General features: G+C 70.2%; 18 protein-coding genes and 2 pseudogenes. 17 read left to right on the top strand and 3 right to left on the bottom strand.

Features of this window, described 5'->3' with window-relative positions; translation table 11 throughout:
* Positions 1-73: 73 nt before the first annotated feature.
* From C6N31_RS25520 to C6N31_RS25475, 10 genes are all read left to right on the top strand, one after another.
* Complete coding sequence (locus C6N31_RS25520; RefSeq protein ID WP_198358290.1) at positions 74-1243, top strand: SchA/CurD-like domain-containing protein; 1170 nt, start codon at positions 74-76, stop codon at positions 1241-1243.
* A 53-nt stretch (positions 1244-1296) separates the two neighbouring features.
* Positions 1297-1737 (top strand): cupin domain-containing protein, encoded by a 441-nt coding sequence (locus C6N31_RS25515; protein WP_138356898.1) that lies wholly within the window; start codon positions 1297-1299, stop codon positions 1735-1737.
* A complete protein-coding gene (locus C6N31_RS25510) occupies positions 1734-3002 on the top strand; it encodes a beta-ketoacyl-[acyl-carrier-protein] synthase family protein (protein ID WP_138356899.1) in 1269 nt (422 codons plus the stop codon). Before C6N31_RS25515 ends, C6N31_RS25510 begins: the two co-directional genes overlap by 4 nt.
* Complete coding sequence (locus C6N31_RS25505; protein WP_138356900.1) at positions 2999-4261, top strand: beta-ketoacyl synthase N-terminal-like domain-containing protein; 1263 nt, start codon at positions 2999-3001, stop codon at positions 4259-4261. Before C6N31_RS25510 ends, C6N31_RS25505 begins: the two co-directional genes overlap by 4 nt.
* An 89-nt stretch (positions 4262-4350) precedes the next feature.
* The gene (locus C6N31_RS25500; RefSeq protein WP_138356901.1) at positions 4351-4608 is read left to right on the top strand and encodes an acyl carrier protein; all 258 of its coding nucleotides are present in this window, start codon (positions 4351-4353) and stop codon (positions 4606-4608) included.
* Between the two features lies 1 nt (position 4609).
* The gene (locus C6N31_RS25495) at positions 4610-5065 is read left to right on the top strand and encodes an SRPBCC family protein (protein WP_138356902.1); all 456 of its coding nucleotides are present in this window, start codon (positions 4610-4612) and stop codon (positions 5063-5065) included.
* Between the two features lie 34 nt (positions 5066-5099).
* The gene (locus tag C6N31_RS25490) at positions 5100-5432 is read left to right on the top strand and encodes a TcmI family type II polyketide cyclase (RefSeq protein ID WP_138356903.1); all 333 of its coding nucleotides are present in this window, start codon (positions 5100-5102) and stop codon (positions 5430-5432) included.
* Positions 5433-5528: 96 nt separating this feature from the next.
* Positions 5529-7166: an acetyl-CoA carboxylase, carboxyltransferase subunit beta gene (gene accD, locus C6N31_RS25485; RefSeq protein WP_198358289.1), complete on the top strand. Its 1638-nt coding sequence runs from the start codon at positions 5529-5531 to the stop codon at positions 7164-7166.
* An 86-nt stretch (positions 7167-7252) separates the two neighbouring features.
* On the top strand, positions 7253-7906 hold the full coding sequence (locus C6N31_RS25480; protein ID WP_244809014.1) for an acetyl-CoA carboxylase biotin carboxyl carrier protein: 654 nt from the start codon (positions 7253-7255) through the stop codon (positions 7904-7906).
* Positions 7907-7911: 5 nt separating this feature from the next.
* A complete protein-coding gene (locus C6N31_RS25475) occupies positions 7912-9309 on the top strand; it encodes an acetyl-CoA carboxylase biotin carboxylase subunit (protein WP_138356905.1) in 1398 nt (465 codons plus the stop codon).
* Between the two features lie 75 nt (positions 9310-9384).
* Here C6N31_RS25475 and C6N31_RS25470 read toward each other — a convergent pair whose 3' ends face one another.
* The 3 genes from C6N31_RS25470 to C6N31_RS25460 all read right to left on the bottom strand — a co-directional run bounded on the left by C6N31_RS25470 (position 9385) and on the right by C6N31_RS25460 (position 12423).
* Complete coding sequence (locus tag C6N31_RS25470; protein ID WP_138356906.1) at positions 9385-10455, bottom strand: methyltransferase; 1071 nt, start codon at positions 10453-10455, stop codon at positions 9385-9387.
* 58 nt (positions 10456-10513) lie between these two features.
* Positions 10514-11575 carry a right-handed parallel beta-helix repeat-containing protein gene (locus tag C6N31_RS25465; RefSeq protein ID WP_198358288.1) on the bottom strand — a complete coding sequence of 354 codons (1062 nt, stop codon included), beginning with the start codon at positions 11573-11575 and terminating at the stop codon, positions 10514-10516.
* Positions 11576-11757: 182 nt separating this feature from the next.
* Positions 11758-12423: a peroxiredoxin-like family protein gene (locus C6N31_RS25460; protein WP_244809012.1), complete on the bottom strand. Its 666-nt coding sequence runs from the start codon at positions 12421-12423 to the stop codon at positions 11758-11760.
* A gap of 143 nt (positions 12424-12566) precedes the next feature.
* On the opposite strand from C6N31_RS25460, the gene C6N31_RS25455 reads away from it, so the two are divergent.
* The 7 genes and pseudogenes from C6N31_RS25455 (at position 12567) to C6N31_RS25430 (ending at position 20056) form a co-directional block, all read left to right on the top strand.
* Positions 12567-13169: a TetR/AcrR family transcriptional regulator gene (locus C6N31_RS25455; RefSeq protein WP_138356908.1), complete on the top strand. Its 603-nt coding sequence runs from the start codon at positions 12567-12569 to the stop codon at positions 13167-13169.
* A 325-nt stretch (positions 13170-13494) separates the two neighbouring features.
* Positions 13495-13815 (top strand): annotated as a pseudogene (locus C6N31_RS46975) (hypothetical protein); the annotation flags it as partial.
* Positions 13816-13950: 135 nt separating this feature from the next.
* Positions 13951-15048: pseudogene (locus C6N31_RS25450) on the top strand (glycoside hydrolase family 64 protein); the annotation flags it as partial.
* 79 nt (positions 15049-15127) lie between these two features.
* The gene (locus C6N31_RS25445) at positions 15128-16486 is read left to right on the top strand and encodes a glycoside hydrolase family 16 protein (RefSeq protein ID WP_198358287.1); all 1359 of its coding nucleotides are present in this window, start codon (positions 15128-15130) and stop codon (positions 16484-16486) included.
* Between the two features lie 304 nt (positions 16487-16790).
* Positions 16791-17525: a DUF4142 domain-containing protein gene (locus tag C6N31_RS25440; RefSeq protein ID WP_138356968.1), complete on the top strand. Its 735-nt coding sequence runs from the start codon at positions 16791-16793 to the stop codon at positions 17523-17525.
* Between the two features lie 4 nt (positions 17526-17529).
* On the top strand, positions 17530-18966 hold the full coding sequence (locus C6N31_RS25435) for a DUF1996 domain-containing protein (protein ID WP_138356969.1): 1437 nt from the start codon (positions 17530-17532) through the stop codon (positions 18964-18966).
* A gap of 280 nt (positions 18967-19246) precedes the next feature.
* Complete coding sequence (locus tag C6N31_RS25430; RefSeq protein WP_244809010.1) at positions 19247-20056, top strand: RNA polymerase sigma factor; 810 nt, start codon at positions 19247-19249, stop codon at positions 20054-20056.
* The last annotated feature ends 59 nt before the right edge of the window (positions 20057-20115 follow it).

Genomic DNA, 20115 nt, shown 5'->3' with positions numbered 1-20115 from the left:
TCCCGACCCGTCATCGAAGCCGCATTCCGTGGCGGGCGGTACGCCCGTCCCCCGACAGAGAGGAACGATCACGGTGACGACTCTGGACGACCGGCGCATAGCGGACCCCACCCTGGAGACGACGCGACTGCGCGTCGTGCTCCTGCTGGACGTCCTCGACGGCCGACAGGAGCGCTTCCTGGAGGCGTACGAGGAGATCAGGCACCAGGTGGCCGGAGTACCGGGCCACGTCAGCGACCAGCTCTGCCAGTCGCTCGGAAATTCGTCCCAATGGCTCATCACCAGCGAATGGGAGGGCAGCGAGCCCTTCCTGGCCTGGGTGGAGAGCGCGGCCCACCGCAAGATGGTCGAACCGCTGCACGGCTGCGTCCGGGACACCACGTCCCTGCGCTTCGTGATCGCCCGGGAGACCCCCGACCCGCTGGACCCCCCGGCCCGCCCGGAGCGGCGTGCGGCCCGGCCGGGCCCCGCCAAGGGGAAGGCCGCCGCCAAGCGCGCCGCCGGTACCGACCCGCTGCCGGCACCGCCGCTGTGCTCCGGCGGCGTCGTGCGCCACGCGATCACCTTCACCGTCAAGCCCGGCAGCGAACCGGCCGTGGCCAAGATCCTGGCCGGCTACCGCTCGCCGCAGGCCCGCGTCGACGACACCACGCAGCTGCGCCGCACGTCGCTCTTCATGCACGGCAACCGCGTCGTGCGGGCCGTCGAGGTGACGGGTGACCTGGGCAACGCGCTGCGGCACGTCGCCGCCCAGCCCGAGGTCAGGGCCGTCGAGGAAGCGATCAACCCGTACCTGGAGGAGGCCCGGGACCTCACCGACGGGTCGTCCGCCCGCGCCTTCTTCGCCCGCGCGGCGCTCCCCGCCGTCGAGCACGTCACCGGCTCCGCGACCGCCCCGGACGACGGCGTCACCCGCCGGGCGTACTTCTACCCGGTCAAGCCCGGCCGCGGCGAGGAGGCGGCCCGCCTGCTCGCCGAGCTGGACGCGGCCGCCGCCGCGGACCCCGGGCAGCGGCTCGTGGGCAGCACGGTCTTCCACCGTGACGACGTCCTCGTCCGTGTCGTCGACCTGGCGGACCCGCAGCGGCGCTCGCCGGCCGGCGAGCTCGCCGATGTCGTGCCCGAGGAGCTGAACCGGCTGCTCGACCTCGGCAAGCACCACGACCCGTCCGCCGCCGGTGAACTCTCGTACGGAGTCGCGGCGATGGACCTCATCACCGACCGCCGGGCGCAGGCCGCCTGAAACCCCCAGCGCGTCCGGCTCCGCAACCGGACGGCACCGACCAAGGAGCGGCCATGACACCTCAGCAGGCACGTATCGTCCACCTCGACGACACCAGCCCCAACACCCGGCGTGGCGGAGACATCCGCGCCGTCCTCACCCCGACGTCCGTGGGCTCCACGAGCGGCTTCATGGGGCTGGCGATCATCCAGCCCGGTGAGCAGATCGCGGAGCACTACCACCCGTATTCCGAGGAGTTCGTCTACGTCGTCTCGGGCGCGCTCGAAGTGGACCTGGACGGCGTCAGCCACTCGCTCCGCCCGGACCAGGGGCTGCTGGTTCCCCTCGACGTCCGGCACCGCTTCCGCAACGTGGGCACCGAAGAGGCCCGGATGGTCTTCCATCTGGGGCCGCTCGCGCCCCGGCCGGAACTGGGCCATGTGGACACCGAGGAGACCGAGCACGTCCAAGCCGGAACGATGGCTCCCCCCGACCCCGCGGGGGCGAGGACGTGACCCGGCGGGTGGCGGTCACCGGACTGGGCGTGGTCGCCCCCGGCGGCGTGGGGGTTCCTGCCTTCTGGGACCTGCTCACCGCCGGGCGTACCGCGACCCGGGGCATCACGCTGTTCGACCCCGAGGGCTTCCGCTCCAGGATCGCCGCGGAGGTCGACTTCGATGCCGCCGCCTGCGGTCTCGGCCCGGACCTCGAGAAGCGCGCCGACCGGTACGTCCAGTTCGCGCTGGTCGCCGCCCGCGAAGCGGTCCGGGACTCGGGGCTCGACATGGAGGCCCAGGACCCCTGGCGGGTCGGGGCCTCCCTCGGGTCGGCCGTCGGCGGTACCACCCGGCTCGAACACGACTACGTGAAGGTCAGCGACTCGGGTGGGCGCTGGGACGTACGGCCGGAAGGTGCCGGACCGCATCTGCACCGGGCCTTCTCGCCCAGCGCGCTCGCCTCCGAAGTGGCCGAGGACCTCGGCGCCAAGGGCCCGGTCCAGACGATCTCGACGGGCTGCACGTCAGGGCTGGACGCGGTGGGCCACGCCTTCCACGCCATCCAGGACGGCAAGGCCGACGTGATCGTCGCCGGAGCCGCGGACTCACCGATCTCCCCGATCACGGTGGCCTGCTTCGACGCGATCAAGGCGACCTCCACACGCAACGACGACCCCGCCCACGCCTCCCGTCCCTTCGACGCCGAACGCGACGGGTTCGTCCTGGGCGAGGGCGCCGCCGTGCTGCTCCTGGAGGAATGGGAGCACGCGCAGAAGCGCGGCGCCCGGATCTACTGCGAGCTGCGCGGCTTCGCCACGTTCGGCAACGCGTACCACATGACCGGTCTCACCACCGAGGGCCTGGAGATGTCCCACGCCATCGACCAGGCGCTGGACCAGGCCCGTATCGACCGGACCGAGATCGACTACGTGAACGCGCACGGCTCCGGCACCGTGCAGAACGACCGGCACGAGACGGCGGCCGTGAAGCGCTCCCTGGGCGCGCACGCGCACACCGTACCGATGAGCTCGATCAAGTCGATGGTCGGGCACTCGCTCGGCGCCATCGGGGCGATCGAACTCGCCGCCTGCGCCCTGGCGCTGACCCACGGCGTGGTGCCGCCGACCGCGAACTACGACACCCCCGACCCCGACTGCGATCTCGACTACGTGCCGAGGACCGCGCGCACCGCCCCGCTGCGGTCCGTGCTGTCGGTCGGCAGCGGCTTCGGCGGCTTCCAGTCCGCCGTGGTGCTCGGGCACGCGGAGAGGAGCCCGTCATGAAGCGAACGTCACCGGATCGGAGCACCACCGGCCGGCAGACCGTGGTGACCGGCCTCGGCGTCATCGCGCCGAACGGCGTCGGGACCGACGCCTTCTGGAAGGCCGTCCAGCAGGGCGTGTCCGTGCTCGGCCCGGTCACCCGCGAGGGCTGCACCGAGCTGCCGCTGCGGGTCGCCGGAGAGGTCGCCGGGTTCGACCCGGCCCTCCTGGTCGAAGGCCGCTATCTGGTCCAGACCGATCGCTTCACGCACTTCGCGATGGCAGCGGCCGATCTCGCCCTCGGCGACGCCCAGCTGGAGCACGACCCGCAGTCGCCCTTCGCCATCGGCGTGGTGACCGCGGCCGGCTCCGGCGGCGGCGAGTTCGGTCAGGGCGAACTGCAGCAGTTGTGGGGCCAGGGCCCGCACTTCGTCGGGCCGTACCAGTCCATCGCCTGGTTCTACGCCGCGAGCACCGGCCAGATCTCCATCCGGGGCGGCTTCCAGGGCCCCTGCGGAGTGCTCGCCAACGACGAGGCCGGTGGCCTCGACGCGTTCGGACACGCCTGCCGCACGATCCGGCGGGGCACCGACGCGGTCGTCGTCGGCGCCACCGAGGCGCCGCTGGCCCCCTACTCGGTCGTCTGCCAGCTCGGCTACCCCGAGCTCAGTCTCGCCACGGACCCGCACCGGGCCTATCTGCCGTTCACCGACGACGCCTGCGGATTCTCGCCCGCCGAAGGCGGCGCGATGTTCGTGGTCGAGGAGGAGTCCGCGGCGCGCCGCCGCGGCGCCCCGGTCCGGGCCGTGGTCGCGGGACATGCCGCCACGTTCACCGGCACCGCGGGCTGGGAGCACTCCCGGCCGGGTCTGGCGCGGGCGATCCAGGGCGCGCTGGACGAGGCGGGCTGCTCCGCCGAGGACATCGACGTGGTCTTCGCCGACGCCCTCGGCGTACCCGCGGCCGACCAGGCCGAGGCACTGGCGATCGCCGACGCCCTCGGCCCGCACGCCGCGAACGTCCCCGTCACCGCGCCGAAGACCGGCTTCGGCCGGGCGTACTCCGCGGCCTCGGCACTGGACGTCGCCACCGCGGTACTCGCCCTGGAACACGGCGTGGTGCCCCCCACCCCCAACATCACCGAGGTCCGCCACGACCTCGACCTCGTCACCGGCGAGGCCCGCGCCACCGAACTGCGCACGGCCCTCGTCCTGAGCCGCGGTCTGATGGGCTGCAACTCGGCCCTGGTGCTGCGCCGCGTTCCCGACGACCGGCGCTGACGGGAACGGCGCGCCCACCGGGCGCCGTTCCCGCGTCCCCCGACCGCTGTTCCCCGGAGCTGTTCCCCCGAGCCAAGGAGAAACCAGTGATGAACGGACCTGTCACGTTCGATGAGCTCGCGTCCCTGATGAAGGGCCGCGCCGGCCTGTCCGTCGACCCGGGCGAGATGGAGAAGAGGCCCGAGGCGACGTTCGAGGAGTTCAACCTCGACTCCCTCGGCCTGCTCGGCATCGTCTCCGAGCTGGAGAACCGCTACGGCCGGCAGATCGGCGACGAAGCGGACTCGTGCAAGACCCCGCACTCCTTCCTGCAGAGCGTCAACGCCCAACTCACCCTCGGAGCCTGACATGACCGGACACACCGACAACGAGATCGTCATCAACGCGCCCCTGGACCTCACCTGGGAGCTCACCAACGACCTCGAACGCTGGCCGACGCTGTTCAGCGAGTACGCGTCCGTCGACGTGCTCGAGCGCCAGGGCGACACCGTCACCTTCCGGCTGACGATGCACCCCGACGAGAACGGCACGGTCTGGAGCTGGGTCTCGGAGCGGGAGGCCGACCCGAAGACGTTCACCGTAAAGGCCCGCCGCGTGGAGACCGGTCCCTTCGAGCACATGAACATCCGCTGGGAGTACCGGGAGGTGCCGGACGGCACGTCCATGCGCTGGCTGCAGGACTTCGCGATGAAGCCCACCGCGCCGGTCGACGACGCGGGCATGACCGACCACATCAACCGCAACTCGCTGATCCAGATGGAACGCATCCGCGAGCAGGTCGAGCAGCACGCCCGGGTCGTCTGACCGACCCCGCTCCGACCCCGAAGGGACCACCCCGATGCACCGTTCGCTCATCGTCGCCCGTATGCGGACCGACGCCGCCCCCGACATCGCCGAGGCCTTCGCCGCCTCCGACCGCGGGGAACTGCCGCGCCTCATCGGTGTGACCGGGCGCAGTCTGTTCCAGTTCGGCGACCTGTACCTGCACCTGATCGAGGCGGACCGGCCGCCCGGCCCCGAAGTGGCCCGGTTCAAGGGCCATCCGGAGTTCCGGGACGTCAGCGACCGGCTCGCCGCGCACGTCCAGGCGTACGACCCGGCCACCTGGCGCGAGCCCAAGGACGCGATGGCCCGCGAGTTCTACCGCTGGGAGCGCAGCGACGCCGACTAGTTCGGAGCAGCCTGGGGCCGGATCTCCGGCCCCAGGCAACTTGCGATGCCCGCACGTTCGAGCCCTGCACGGCAGGCTGGAAGGACACCACCTCCCATGGTCGAGGTCGAGATTCCCCACAACGCCGAGCCCCCGGCGTGGGTGCGGTGCGACAGCTGCGTCACGCTCATCTACGCCAAACGCTTCACCCGGGCACTCAAGGTGTGCCCCGACTGCGGTTCCCATACCCGGCTCACCGCCCGTCAACGGCTGGAGCACCTGCTCGACCCCGGAACCGCGGTACCGCTGGACCCGGTCGAGTGCGTACCCGACCCGCTGGGCTTCTCCGACACCCGCCCGTACGTCGACCGGCTGGTGGACGCGCGGGCGGCGACCGGACAGCGGACGGCGGTGCTCTGCGCCCGCGGCACCATCGAGGGCCGGCCGGTGGTGGTCGCCGCGATGGACTTCGGGTTTCTCGGCGGCAGCCTCGGCTGCGGTGAGGGCGCGCTGATCACGGCGGCGGCGCACACCAGTCTGCGGATGCGCGTCCCCCTGCTGCTCGTCACCGCCTCCGGCGGCGCGCGGATGCAGGAGGGCGTGCTGTCGTTGATGCAGATGGCGAAGACCACCAACGCCCTGGCCGAGCTGGACGAGGCCGGGATCCTGGTGATCTCGCTCATCACCGACCCGACCTACGGCGGCGTGGCCGCCTCGTTCGCGACGCTCGCGGATGTGATCATCGCCGAACCCGGTGCGCGGCTGGGCTTCGCCGGGCCGCGGGTGATCGAACACACCACCGGCGAGACGCTCCCGGAGGGCTTCCAGACCGCGGAGTTCCTGCTGAGCCACGGACTGGTCGACGACGTCGTGCCGCGGGCCGCACTGCGGGCGACGCTCGGCCAGCTCCTCGCGCTGCAACCGGCCGCGGACCCGGAACCGGATGCGGCGGCGACCGCGGCTCCCGCCGCGACGGCCACTGACAGCGGAGCCATCCTGCGCCGGCCGGAAGAACTGGCCGGCGCCGACCCATGGGCGACGGTGCAACTCGCCCGCCACCCGGACCGCCCCACGACGCTGGACTACGCCGCGCACCTGCTGGACGGCTTCCACGAGCTGCACGGTGACCGGATCGCGGAGGACTGCGCGGCGGTGGTCGGCGGCCCGGGGCTGCTGAACGGCCGGCCCGTCATGCTGATCGGCCATCAGAAGGGCGGCACCGGACTCGTGGAGCGCAAGCGCCGCAAGTTCGGGATGCCGAATCCGGGCGGATACCGCAAGGCGGCCCGGCTGATGCGGATGGCCGCGAAGCTCGGACTGCCCGTCATCACGCTGATCGACACCCCCGGCGCCAACCCGGGTCCCGACGCGGAACGCACCGGCCAGGCCGGTGCCATCGCGGCGAACCTGCGGCTGATGGCCCGGCTGCCGGTGCCGATCGTGGCCGTCGTCACCGGCGAGGGCGGCAGTGGCGGCGCGCTGGCGCTGGCCGTCGCGGACCGGGTGCTCATCAGCGCCAACGGCATCTACTCGGTGATCAGCCCGGAGGGCTGCGCCGCCATCCTCTGGAAGGACGCGTCGGCGGCGCCGACCGCCGCCGAGGCCCTGCGCGTCGATGCCCGGCAGCTGCTCGAACTCGGCATCGTCGACGGTGTCGTGCCGGAACCGCCGGGCGGTGCGCACACCGACCACCCGCAGTCCGCCGCCCTGCTGGGCGCCGCGCTGACCGCGGCGCTGAACGAACTGGACCCCTGAGAGCCGGAGCGGCTGCTGCGCGACCGCAGCAGCCGATTCCAGCGCTTCGGGACCGCACACAACCTGAGCGTGGAAAGAGGTGCGCTGTGAAGCCGGACCACGAGCAGCGGAACAGCAGTGACGGAAACCCGCCGGCGGACGGCCAGGTGCCGGGCGCACCGCCGGTACCGGACGCGGTGACGCGCGACGCCGTGATGCCGGACGCCGCGATGCCGGCCGGAGCGGTGCTCGACGCCGTGTGCCGCAGTGTCGTGCGGCTGAGCGGGACCACCGCCCATCCGCCGTCCCGCATCCGGATGCAGGACGGCCAGATCACCGTCGAGGTCGAGTGGCCGGACCCGGCGGCCCTGAGCCGTCCCGCGCCGGCCGCCGGCGCTCCGGTCGCCGCCCCGGAATCCGACGCCGCGCCCGCCGGGGACGGCGAGGCGCTGGACTACGTCCGGGCGCCCATGGTCGGCACGTTCTACCACGCGAGCTCCCCGGACGCGCCGCCGTACGTGTGCGTCGGCGATGTGGTCGCACCGGGTCAGCCGGTAGGTGTTCTGGAGGCCATGAAGCTGATGAGCACCATCACGGCGGAGGTCGGGGGCCGGGTGACCGAGGTGCTCGCGCCGAACGGGCAGCCGGTTGAGTTCGACCAGCAACTGATCGCGCTGGAGCCGGTGGACGCCGAAGCGGGTGCGGGTGCGGACCCGGTCGCGGTCCGTGAGCCGGCGGCCGTCTCCGGGCCGTCGAGGTGATGCCCGTGTTCTCCACCGTGCTGATCGCCAACCGCGGGGAGATCGCCCTGCGGGTGGCCCGCACCTGCCGTGAAATGGGCATCCGTACGGTCGCGGTGTACTCCACCGCGGACCGCGACTCCGCGGTCGTGCGGTTCGCGGACCAGGCCGTGCACATCGGCGCGCCGCCCGCCAAGGGCAGCTACCTCAACGTCCCCGCCGTCATCGAGGCGGCGCTGCAGACCGGCGCGCAGGCCATCCACCCCGGGTACGGCTTCCTCTCGGAGGACCCCGACTTCGCCGAGATCTGCGAAGCGCACGACATCGTCTTCATCGGGCCGCCCCCGCAGGTCATGCAGCAGCTCGGCGACAAGGCGGCGGCCCGCTCCCTGATGGCGCAGGCCGGGCTGCCGGTACTGCCCGGCAGCATGGACGCGCTGACCTCGCCGGCCGAGGCGAAGGAGCTCGCCCGGCAGGTCGGCTACCCGGTGATCCTCAAGGCCGTCGCGGGCGGTGGCGGCCGCGGCATGGCCGTGGTCCGGTCCGCCGACGACCTCCGCCTCGCCTACAACGAGACCCGCGCCCACGCCCGGGCGGTGTTCGGCGACGACCGGCTCTACCTCGAACGGTTCGTCGACGACGCCCGCCACATCGAGGTGCAGGTGCTGTGCGACCGGCACGGCAACGCCGTCCACCTGGGCGAGCGCGACTGCTCGGTGCAGCGCCGGCACCAGAAGCTCATCGAGGAGGCGCCGGCCACCGGGCTGCCGCAGGAGCTGCGCGAGGCGATGCTGACGGCCGCCGTCCACGGAGCCACGGCGGTGGGCTTCGTCGGGGCCGGCACGTTCGAGTTCGTCGTGACGCCGGACGACCGATTCTATCTGATGGAGATCAACTGCCGTCTCCAGGTGGAGCACCCGGTCACCGAACTGGTCACCGGAATCGACATCGTCCGCGAACAGATCACGGTGGCCGCCGGGCTGCCGCTGTCGTTCCGGCAGAGCGACATCACCCTGCGCGGCGTGGCCGTCGAGTGCCGCGTCAACGCCGAGAACCCCGACAACGAGTTCTCGCCCACTCCCGGGCTGCTGTCCGAGTTCGTGCCGCCCGGCGGCCCGTTCGTACGGGTCGACACGCACGCCTACCCGGGCTGGCCGGTCGGGCCCGACTACGACTCGCTGCTGGCGAAGGCGGCCGTGTGGGCGCCGGACCGCGAACAGGCACTGGCCAGGATGGACCGCGCGCTCAGCGAGTTCCGGGTGAGCGGACCCGGTGTGCACACCACGCTCGGCTTCCTGCGCAGGACGCTGGCGCACCCGCTGTTCCAGGCGGCGCTGCACACCACCGGGCTGGTCGGCGCGATGACCGCCGAGGAGTCCGACCGGGACGGCGACACGAGCAAGGAATCCGCACCGGTCGGCTGACCGGACCGTACGACGCACTGTGCGCCACGCTCCCTGAGGGGCGTGGCGCACAGTGCGTGGTGACGGTGACGACCCCTAGACGGGGACGACGGCCTCGAACGCGTGCAGGTAGGGGTTGACCGGGCGGATCTGGCCGACAGCGAGCCCGGCCTCCTCCATCAGGGCGGCCATGCTGACCTTGGAGTGCTTCGCGCCCCCGACGTTCAGGAGCAGCAGCAGGTCCATGGCGGTGGTGAACCGCATCGACGGGCTGTCGTCGACCAGGTTCTCGACGACCAGCACCCGGGCGCCGGGGCGCGCGGCCTTGACGATGTTGGCCAGGGTGGCGCGGGTGCTGGCGTCGTCCCACTCCAGGATGTTCTTGATGATGTACAGGTCCGCCTGGACGGGGATCTCGTTGCGGCAGTCGCCCGGGACGAGCCGGACCCGCCCGGCCAGCGGGCCGCCGTCCCGCAGCCGCGGGTCCGCGTTCGTGATCACCTTGGGGAGGTCGAGCAGGGTCCCGCTCAGCTCCGGGTTCCGCTCCAGCAGACAGGCGAGCGCCAGCCCCTGGCCGCCGCCGATGTCCGCGACGCTCGACACCCCGGTGAGGTCGACGAACTCGGCGAGGTCCTCTGCGGACTGCCTGCTGGACGACGACATCGCCCGGTCGAACACCACGGCCGACTCGCTCGCGTCGGTGTGCAGGTAGTCGAAGAAGTTCTTGCCGTACAGCTCGGGGAAGACGTCCTTGCCGGACCGGACCGCGTCGTCGAGCAGCGGCCACGCGTCCCAGGTCCACGGCTCCGTGCACCACAGCGAGATGTACCGGAGGCTGTCGGGGGAGTCCTCGCGCAGCAGCCGCGACATCTCGGTGTGCGTGAAGCGGCCGTCCTCCGTCTCCGCGAACAGCCCGTAGCACGACAGCGCACGGAGCAGCCGGCGCAGCGGCTTGGGCTCGGCGTTGACCTCCTGGGCCAGTTCCTCGACCGTCGCGGGGGTGTCGCCCAGGGCATCCGCGACCCGCAGCCGGGCCGCGGCGCGGACGGCCGCGGCGCAGGCGGCGCCGAACACGAGTTCCCGCAGGCGCATGCCGGCGTGCGGGGTGATGGCGGATGCGGATGCGGGTGCCGCGGGGACGGGTGCGGTGGAAGGGGTGGTCGTCATGGGGCTGCCTCTCCTGGGGATCGGAAGGGTGTCGGACGCGGCGCGGCGGACCACTCGGTCAGCAGCGGCCCACCGGAGCTGAGACCAGACAGTGGTTTCCGTTGAAGGTGTTGCCGAGGCCGGTGTCCCGGTCGGACAGGTCGGCCGGACCGTTGCGGAGCGCCGTGTTGTCCTTGACGGTGTTGCCGGAGTTGGGACCGCCCGCGAAGCTCGGGAACAGCACGACGCCGCCGGACAGCGGTGAGGTCCCGACGTTGTCGGTGATCCTGTTCAGCTCCACGGTCGTGTTCTCCACGCCGGTCAGGACGATTCCGGAGCCCTGGATGACCGGCAGCCGGCTGTTCGCCGGGCAGAACTTGTTGTTCGCCACCACCTTGTTGAGACGGATGCCGATCGCTCCGGCCCTCGGCGTCCCCTCGTCCCCCACGACGAAGACGCCACCGCAGTTGCCGGTCATCGTGTTGTTCTCGACCGTCAGATTGCGGACCCGCCGTGCGACGACGCCGATCCGGTTCCCGGAGACGTCATTGCCGCTGATCATCGCGCTCTGGGTGTCCATGGCGCCGCCTTCGCCGCTGGTCAGGTTCGCCATGAAGATGCCGGCCTGCCCGTTGTTCCGTGCCCGGTTCATGGACAGCCGGGCGCGGGTCGACTTCTCGACGCTGATGCCGTACTGGCCGTTGTCCTGGGCGAGCACGAAACGCACGCTCAGTCCGTCGGTGTCGGACGCGTTGATCGCGTGCTTCGTGAACCCGGAGACCGCGAGCGACTCGACGGTCACACCGGTGACCGGCTGGTCCGCCGTTCCGGTGACGCAGATCCCGTAGCCGCCCGCGGCGCAGGTGTTGCCGCCCGGTACGGCCGGAGGGGTGATCAGCGTCCGGTCGCCGGACCCGCGGATCGTCAGATTCGGGATCGTGACCTGAACGCTCTCCTGGTACGTGCCCGGCAGCACGAGGACCGTGTCCCCGGGTTTCGCCCGGTTCACCGCCTCTTGGATCGACTGACCCTTGCTGACGAGAAGTACGCTCTCCGCCTGTACGGGCGGCGCCGCCGCCAGCCCTACGGCGGCGACGCCGACAGCAGTACCCACCAGTTGATGAAACCGTCGCGTAGCCATGACCGGAACCCGCTCTCCAGGATGGTCCTCCCGTAACAGCGCCGGGCTCGGCGACGGATCCGAGGGACGTTCGACAGCGGCACCGCATTCCTCGCCCGTACAGAGCGTGCGCCCGCCGGTTCGAAGCTATGGGTGATCATCAGGCCCCGCCACTCATAGTCGACCGCCCGGGAAGAGCGCGTTCAGCCGAGCGTGTCCAGCGTGTCGAGTGCGGCCAGGATGTCGGCGGGTTCGGCGCGCACGGTGTAGTCGGACCTGACGAAGGCCCAGCGGATGACGCCGGAGCGGTCGATGACGTAGGTGGCGGGCAGCGGCAGGGTGCGGGCATGGCCGCCGTTGACCCGCTGGAGCTCGAAACCGAACCGGTCGTACACCTCGCCCAGTTCGCCGGAGAGGTCGAACGCGATGCCGAACCGGTGTGCGACGTCGGAGCCGATGTCGCTGAGAACGTCGAAGGTGAGTTGCTCCTTCTCGGTGATGGAGAGGGTCTCGTCCGGGATCTGCGGGGAGACGGCCACCAGGCGGGCGCCGCGGGCGGTGACGGCGTCCTGGTGCAGTTGCAGGGAGCGCAGGGCGAGATTGCAGTACGGGCACCAGGCGCCGCGGTAGAAGGTGAGGACCACGGGTCCTTCGGCGAGCAGCGCGTCCAGCGCGATCTGCTCCCCGGTGGCTGCCGGAAGGGTGAACCGAGGAGCCCGCGCACCCGGGCCCAGGGCGCGCTCCGCCAGGCCGGACGCGGCGAGCTCGGACCCGCCCCGGTCCATGACCTCGAGCAGCTCGGCGGGGAGTTTCCGGGGTCCGTTCTCGTACAGGTCGCGCAGGTCGCGCAGCTCATCCTGGAGGCTCACGATCGCCGTCCTCTCTCTGTGCAGGGGAGTGCGGAACACATCCCGAACATCTTGGAACACTCGTTCCAGGATGATGGCGGGTCGGTTCGCACGTCAAGGGTTATCTTGGAATCACCATTCCAAGTACTCGGGAGCGGTGAGTGATGCCCGACATCAAGCACTTCGATCCGGACACGGCGCTGGAGCGCGTCGAGCGGCTGTTCTGGCAGCACGGCTCGGACAAGGCGTCGATCCAGGCCGTCGCCACCGCGACGGGGCTCAGCCGGTCCAGTCTGTACACCACCTTCGGCGACAAGCGGGAGCTCTATCTCGCCGCCCTGCGCCGCTATCTGCTGCATCGCGCGCAGCCGGCGTTCCGCGAACTGGCGGAGGACGGGCGGGGCCTGCCCGCCGTGCGGGACTTCTTCGCCGGTCTGATCGAGGCCCGCTGCTCCGGTGAGTACGCCGGATGGGGCTGCATGGTCGTCAACGCCCATATCGGCCCCGAGGGCAGCGACCCCGCCGTCCGCGCCCTGCTCGACGAACACCACCGGCTGCTGCGGGACGCGCTGTGCGCGGAACTCGAGACGGCCCGGCGTCAGGGGCAGCTCGCCCCGGGCGTCTCCCCGGACGCCGCCGCCGAGACGCTGGCGCTGCTCGCCTACGGCGTGAACCTGCGCTCGCGCGGCGGAGCGGACGTGGAGACGCTGCTCGGCACCGTCCAAGCGGCCCTCGAACTGCTCGGCCGGCGGGAGCGCGGTCGGTAGGGCCGTCGTTCGATTAATAACAAGCCCTGTGGCTTGTTTTCCCGTCGCCGACGAAAAGCCCAAAGCGCCGGCGGAGGAGGGGGCGCCCCTCATCACCGGTATATGTCCTGGTCGTTAAGTAGATCTTGTTCAACTTCTTGACGCGAACACGTCGTGCGCTAAGAATCCAACACGATCCTGTTGGGTGAGAGCGCTCTCATCTCGCTGGTTCGAAGGCATCCCTGGGGATGATCGCTTGCCTTCGGCTGTGAGGTGAAAGCGCGACCTGCCCGGACCAGTACTTCCCTTTCGCTTCGTGAACAGAAGAAGGGATACCAGTTTTCCGATGCGCAGAACCCCACTTCCGCGCCTTGATCGGCCCCGACGGCGCTGGAGCCGCAGCGCCACCGCACTCGCCTCCGCCGTCGTCCTGGTGCTCGCGGGACTGTTCGGTCTCACCGCCGTCGCGGGGAACGCGGCGGCCGGACCGTCCGACTACACCCAGAGCGTCACCGCTACCGGTTCCACTCAGGCGCGGATCACCTTCACCCCCACGACGACCGCGCTGTACGTCGATGTGCACTACCAGGTGAACGGCGCCGGCCAGCAGAACTTCCGGATGACCAACAGCGGGGGCAGTTGGACCCGCACCGTCGACCAGCTCTCGACGGGCTCGGTCCTCACCTACTGGTTCACCTACGAGAAGGGCGGACCGCAGTACGACACCCCCCAGTTCACCTACACCCAGGGCGGCGGCGGAACGACCGGCGGCACCACGGGTGGCGGCGGTGGCGGGCAGCCGGTGCCCGGGACCATACCGCTGAAGATCACCAACAACTCGGGGCGCGGTGGCAGCGTCTACATCTACGACCTGGGCACCCAGCTGTCGAGCGGTCAGCAGGGCTGGGCGGACGCCAACGGCGGGTTCCACGCCTGGCCGGCAGGCGGCAATCCGCCGACCCCCGCCCCTGACGCGTCGATCCCCGGCCCCGCCTCCGGGCAGTCGGTGACGATCCAGATCCCGAAGTTCTCCGGCCGGGTCTACTTCTCCTACGGCCAGAAGCTGGCGTTCAAACTGACCACCGGCGGTCTGGTGCAGCCCGCGGTACAGAATCCGAGCGACCCGAACCGCAACATCCTGTTCAACTGGTCGGAGTACACGCTCAACGACAGCGGGCTGTGGATCAACAGCACTCAGGTGGACATGTTCTCCGCGCCTTACGCGGTCGCGGTGCAGTCCACCACCGGGGCCGGCCAGACCACGGGCCATCTGAAGCCCGGCGGATACAACGCGGTCCTCAACGCGCTGCGCGGCCAGTCCGGTGGCTGGGGCGGGCTGATCCAGACGGCGCCGGACGGTTCGGTCCTGCGGGCGCTGGCGCCGGGGCACGGCATCGAGTCCGGTGCGCTGTCCAACGGCGTCCTCGACGATTACATCAACCGGGTGTGGCAGAAGTACTCCACCTCGACGCTCACCGTGACGCCCTTCGCCGACCAGCCGAACACGAAGTACTTCGGCCGGGTGTCGGGGAACGTCATGAACTTCACCAACACCTCAGGGGCGGTCGTCACCAGCTTCCAGAAGCCCGACGCCGACAGCGTCTTCGGCTGCTACAAGCTCCTGGACGCCCCCAACGACCTGGTGCGCGGCCCGATCTCCCGCACGCTGTGCGCGGGATTCAACCGCTCGACACTGCTGGTCAACACCGGTCAGCCCGACGCGAGTTCCGCGAACTTCTACCAGGACGCGGTGACCAACCACTACGCGCGCTTCATCCACGCGCAGATGGCCGACGGGAACGCGTACGCGTTCGCCTTCGACGACGTCGGCCACCACGAGTCGCTGGTGCACGACGGCAGCCCGCAGCAGGCATCACTCATCCTCGATCCCTTCAGCTGACGTCGCCTCCCCGGAACCCATCCGCACCTCTCGTACATCGCGTACGTCTCGGAGCTCTGCAGAAAGGCCACGACCGCCCATGAGGAAAAACGTCCCGCCCGAAACCGCGTCGAGCGCCGCGCGCCGTATGCGGCGTGTTCCGCTCACTGTCTTCAGTGCTCTGCTCATGCTGGTCGCCGGCACCCTGGGTCTGTCCCTATCGGGCGGGTCGGCCGCCGCGGCGCCGGCGCCTCCGGCCGGCTGGACCACGGTCTTCAGCGATGACTTCAGCGGCGCGTCGGGCAGCGGTCTCAACAGGGCCAACTGGCTCTACGACATCGGTACCAACTACAACTACCCGGGTGCGGCGCCGAACTGGGGGACCGGTGAACTGGAGACGGCGACCGATTCAACGGCAAACGTCTACCAGGACGGTGCGGGCCATCTGGTGATCAAGCCGATCAAGGACGCCGGCGGACACTGGACCTCCGGCCGGATCGAGACCCAGCGCACCGACTTCGCCGCCCCGGCCGGCGGTCAGCTGCAGATCAGCGCTTCCATCCAGCAGCCCAACCCGGCACACGGACTGGGCTATTGGCCGGCGTTCTGGGCGATGGGCGCCGCGGCCCGCCCGGTGGGTGCGACCAACTGGCCGAACATCGGCGAGCTGGACATCATGGAGGACGTCAACGCGCTGAGTCAGCACTCGACCACCTTCCACTGCGGTGTCTGGGCCGGCGAGTGCCATGACCCGGACGGCATCAGCAGTGGGCTGCAGGCGTGCGGCGGCTGCCAGACCGGGTTCCACACGTACTCGGTGATCGTGGACCGTACCAACACCGCTGCCGAGCAGCTGCGGTTCTACCTGGACGGCGGTCTGACCTATCAGGTCAATCAGAACCAGGTGTCGACGGCTACCTGGCAGGCGGCCGTCGACCACGGGTTCTTCGCCATCTTCGATGTGGCGATCGGCGGTTCGTACCCGAACAAGGTCTGTGGCTGCACCTCGCCCTCGGCGGACATCACCTCGGGCGCCGGTATGAGTATCGACTGGTTCGGTGTCTACCAGACCAACGGCGGTGGTACCACGAACGGTGGCACGACCAATGGTGGGACGACGACCGGTGGGACGACCACCGGAGGAGCCACGACCGGCGGGACGACGACCGGTGGTACCACGGGCGGCACCTCGTCACCCGACTACTCGGCGAGCGCCACCCGGATCAATGCCACTCAGGCGCGGATCTCCTTCACGCCGACCACGGCCGCGCAGTACGTGGACGTGCACTATCTGGTCAACGGGGCGGGTCAGCAGAACTTCCGGATGGCGAACAGCGGGGGTACCTGGACGCAGACGGTCAGTCAGCTTTCCGCGGGCAGCGTCATCACCTACTGGTTCACCTACGAGAAGAACGGTCCCCAGTACGACACTCCGCACTTCACCTACACACAGAGCTGAGCGCCGAAGCCGAGTACGACTGCCGGCCCGTGGGAAGGGCGATCCTCGCGATCGCTGTTCCCACCGGTCCGCGGCGTTCCGGGCATGGTTGCGCCGAGGCCGCGGGCCGGTCATATGCGGGTACGGAACGGTACCAGGGATTCCGGGTAGGGCTCCGATGTTTATCCAATGGTGATGATCCCTCAACAGGAGTGCCACATCCGGCACTAGCGTCCGGTGGCACCCGGGAAGGCGGTGCCCGCCGCATGTCGGTGCGGATCCTCTGCGCCGACATCCCCCTCCCGGCAAAGCGCAAGGAGGCACTGTGCGGACATTCGTCCGGCGATCCGCCCTCGGCGCGTCCGTCGGTTTCCGGTACACCACGGGAACCGTCCTCGTCATCGGTGCCCTCGCGGTGACGCTCGTGGCGCTGCTGATCCCCATGCAGAAGTTCGGCGGTCAGAATTCCGCGGTGGCCGCTCCTCCGATCACGGACGACGGCCTCGGGGTCGTGAACACGCAGTACGGACCGCTGACCCCGCTCGACCGGGACTTCGTCCGGAAGGTCCGGCTCGCCGGGCTGTGGGAGGGCCCCGCCGGCCACCAGGCGCAGCAGCGCGGCACGCAGGAATCGGTCAGGACCGCGGGGCTGCATCTCATCGACGGGCATACCGAGTTGGACGCGCGCGTGCTGCAGGTGGGCCAGGCGCTCCATATCGATCTGCCCAACCAGCCGAACTCGGACCAGCAGGGCTGGCTCGCCCAGATGGATGCCGCCACGGGGGCCCAGTACGACCGGCTGTTCGCCAATCTTCTGCGCCGCGCGCACGGGAAGGTGTTCGCGCTCGTGGCGCAGGTTCGGGGGCAGACCCGTAACTCCATGGTCCGGTCCCTGGCCACCAGAGCCAACACCGTGGTCCTGGACCACATCTCGGTTCTCGAGGAAACCGGGCTCGTCGATTTCGGCGCGCTCGCTGACGGGGCCTCGCCCTCCGGGAAGCCAGTGGTCACCGTCACGGCTTCCGCTTCGACTCCGGAACAACGAAGTGAAGTGAAGTGATCTTATGAGCAAAAAGGACCATAAACGCTCCCGCCTGACGAACAAGACCGTCGCGGTGATCACCGCGCTGGTGTTGGGCGCGGGCGGGGTCGCTTTCGTCGCCGCCAACGCCTCCGCCGGCAACTCGCGGCAGGATTCGGCGAAGACCGAGCAGGTGGGGGCGGCCACGATCGCCTGTCCCGATGTGGGGGACCGGCTGCGTGACGTTCCCGACCAGGCCAAGCCGGAGGTCGACAAGAATCTGGCGCAGCTCGACGCGCAGGTCGCGGACTCGTACAAGCAGCTCTCCGCCGGGCAGTGGAACAAGGACACGTCGCTCAGTGAGCTGCAGCAGAAGCGCAGCGGCACGATCGCGAAGATCGACGACGCGATCTCCCAGGTGGCCCAGCCGCCCGCCGGGCTGGACGAGTTGAGTGCCTGTGAGATGAAGGCCACGGATGTGAAGCCCGGTGACACCGGGGGCGGCGGTCAGGATGACGCCGTTGCCGTTCAGGGCCAGCAGGACGGGCAGGGTCAGGCCGTTCAGAACCAGGCTGTGCAGGATCAGAGCAAGAAGCAGGGCAAGGGCCCGTCGAAGGCGGACTTCGTCGACATCACCAAGGTCCCGCCGAACGTGGTGAAGCCCCGTGCCCGTGCCGGTGCGTCCACCGGTTCCTTCACCTCGAAGTGCGGCGTCAACGCGAACAAGCACCTCAATCCGGACAATGTCATCGTGGCACCGGGTGTGAGCAACGGCGCCCACCACATGCACGACTACGTGGGCAACAAGACCACGGACGCGTTCTCCACCAACGACTCCCTCGCGGCGGCCGGCACGACGTGCAGCAACGGGGACCAGTCGGCCTACTACTGGCCCGTGCTGCGCGTGCAGAACGCCGGCCAGGGTCCGGACGTGAACGCGCCGGGCGGTGGCCAGGACGCCAACGTCGGTACGATCCTGCAGCCGAAGACCACCACGATCCGCTTCGACGGCAGCGCCGTCAGCCGGGTGACCGCGATGCCGCGTTTCCTGCGGATCATCACGGGCGACGCCAAGGCCTTCACGAACGGCACGGCCAACGCGAACGCTTCGTGGAGCTGCACCGGGTTCGAGAACCGCCAGCTGAAGGACAAGTACCCGATCTGCCCGAAGGGCAGTGACGTGGTGCGTACCTTCACCTTCCAGAGCTGCTGGGACGGCAAGAACATCGACAGTGCCAACCACCGGACCCATGTCGCCTTCGCGGACCGCAACGGTGCGTGCGGCAAGGGGTTCAAGGCGATTCCGCAGCTGGTGGAGCGGGTCACCTACAGCGTCCCGCAGGGCGCGCGGATCGCCGTGGACAGTTTCCCCGAGCAGCTGCACAAGCCGGTGACGGACCACGGTGACTTCGTCGAGGCGATGTCGGACCGGCTGATGCGGCAGGCGGTGAACTGCGTGAACAGCGGCCGCAGGTGCTGATGGTAGCGGGAGGGAGCGTCTCCGGGCCGGCCCGGAGCGGTTTCCTCCGCTAGAACCCTCGGGGCTGGGCGCTCCCCATGCCCCCGCCCGGCCCCGAGACGGGCGATGGCCCCGGAGCCGACTCCGGGGCCACCGCCATGTCGTGCCACAATCCTGCCGACCGACCTGTGCGACGGCTGTGGAACGCGTACGGTTCGGCGCACGTCCCACGGAACACGACTACGGAGCCGGGGCCGAATCCGGAAACAACTCCGTAGTCGCTCGATTGTGCGAGGTGGCAGTGCTGGGCTCTCGCGAAGCCGCGAACGACCGGGAACGCACGGTGGCGCAGGACGCCGTGCCCTCCGACGAGGAGCTCACCCGGCAGCTCAAGGACGGCTACGGCTCAGGCACCGCCAACCCGGCCGCGGGTGACATCCTCTACCGCCGGCACCGCGAGGCCGCGCTCGCGTACGCGCACCGGTGCTGCCGCGATTCGCACGACGCCGAGGACCTGGTGTCGGAGGCGTTCATCCGTACGTTCCAGGCGGTGCGTTCGGGGGGCGGCCCGCTGGGGGCCTGGCGGCCGTATCTGCTGACGGTCGTGCGTCATACGGCCATCGAGTGGGGTGCGGGTGACCGCAAGGCGCTGCTGACGGCGGACTTCGAGTCGTGGTGGCAGCAGTCGGCGGCCGGTACCGATCCGCAGCAGCATCTGCTGGCCAGCGAGGACCGCCAGTTGCTCGTCCGCAGTTTCAACACGCTGCCCGAGCGCTGGCAGGCCGTTCTGTGGCACACGCTCGTGGAGAACGATTCCCTGCCGGAGGTCGCCGCGCTGCTGGGCATCACTCCGAGTGGTGTCACGTCGTTGGCGTTCCGGGCCCGCGAGGGGCTGCGCGAGGCCTATTTGCACGCACATGTGGACAGTGTGGGCGACGACCGGTGCCGGCACTTCAGTGCCATGATCGGTGCGGCGATACGGCGCAGCGGCGCTGTCCGCAGCCGTGAGCTGGCGCGGCATCTGGCGGACTGTGATTCCTGTTCGCGGGCCTACACCGAGCTGCTCGACCTCAACGCGACGATGCGCGCGGCGGTCCCTGCCGGGTTGTGACGCGCCTGCGGCGGATCACGGATGTTTTCCGTGATCCGCCGGGGCGGGCCGGCCGGCCC

Origin of the sequence: Streptomyces fildesensis, from assembly GCF_016107395.1 — a bacterium.
Lineage (GTDB): Bacteria > Actinomycetota > Actinomycetes > Streptomycetales > Streptomycetaceae > Actinacidiphila > Actinacidiphila fildesensis.
The sequence above is the reverse complement of the archived record's forward strand: the minus strand, read 5'-3'. Positions and strand labels throughout refer to the sequence as shown.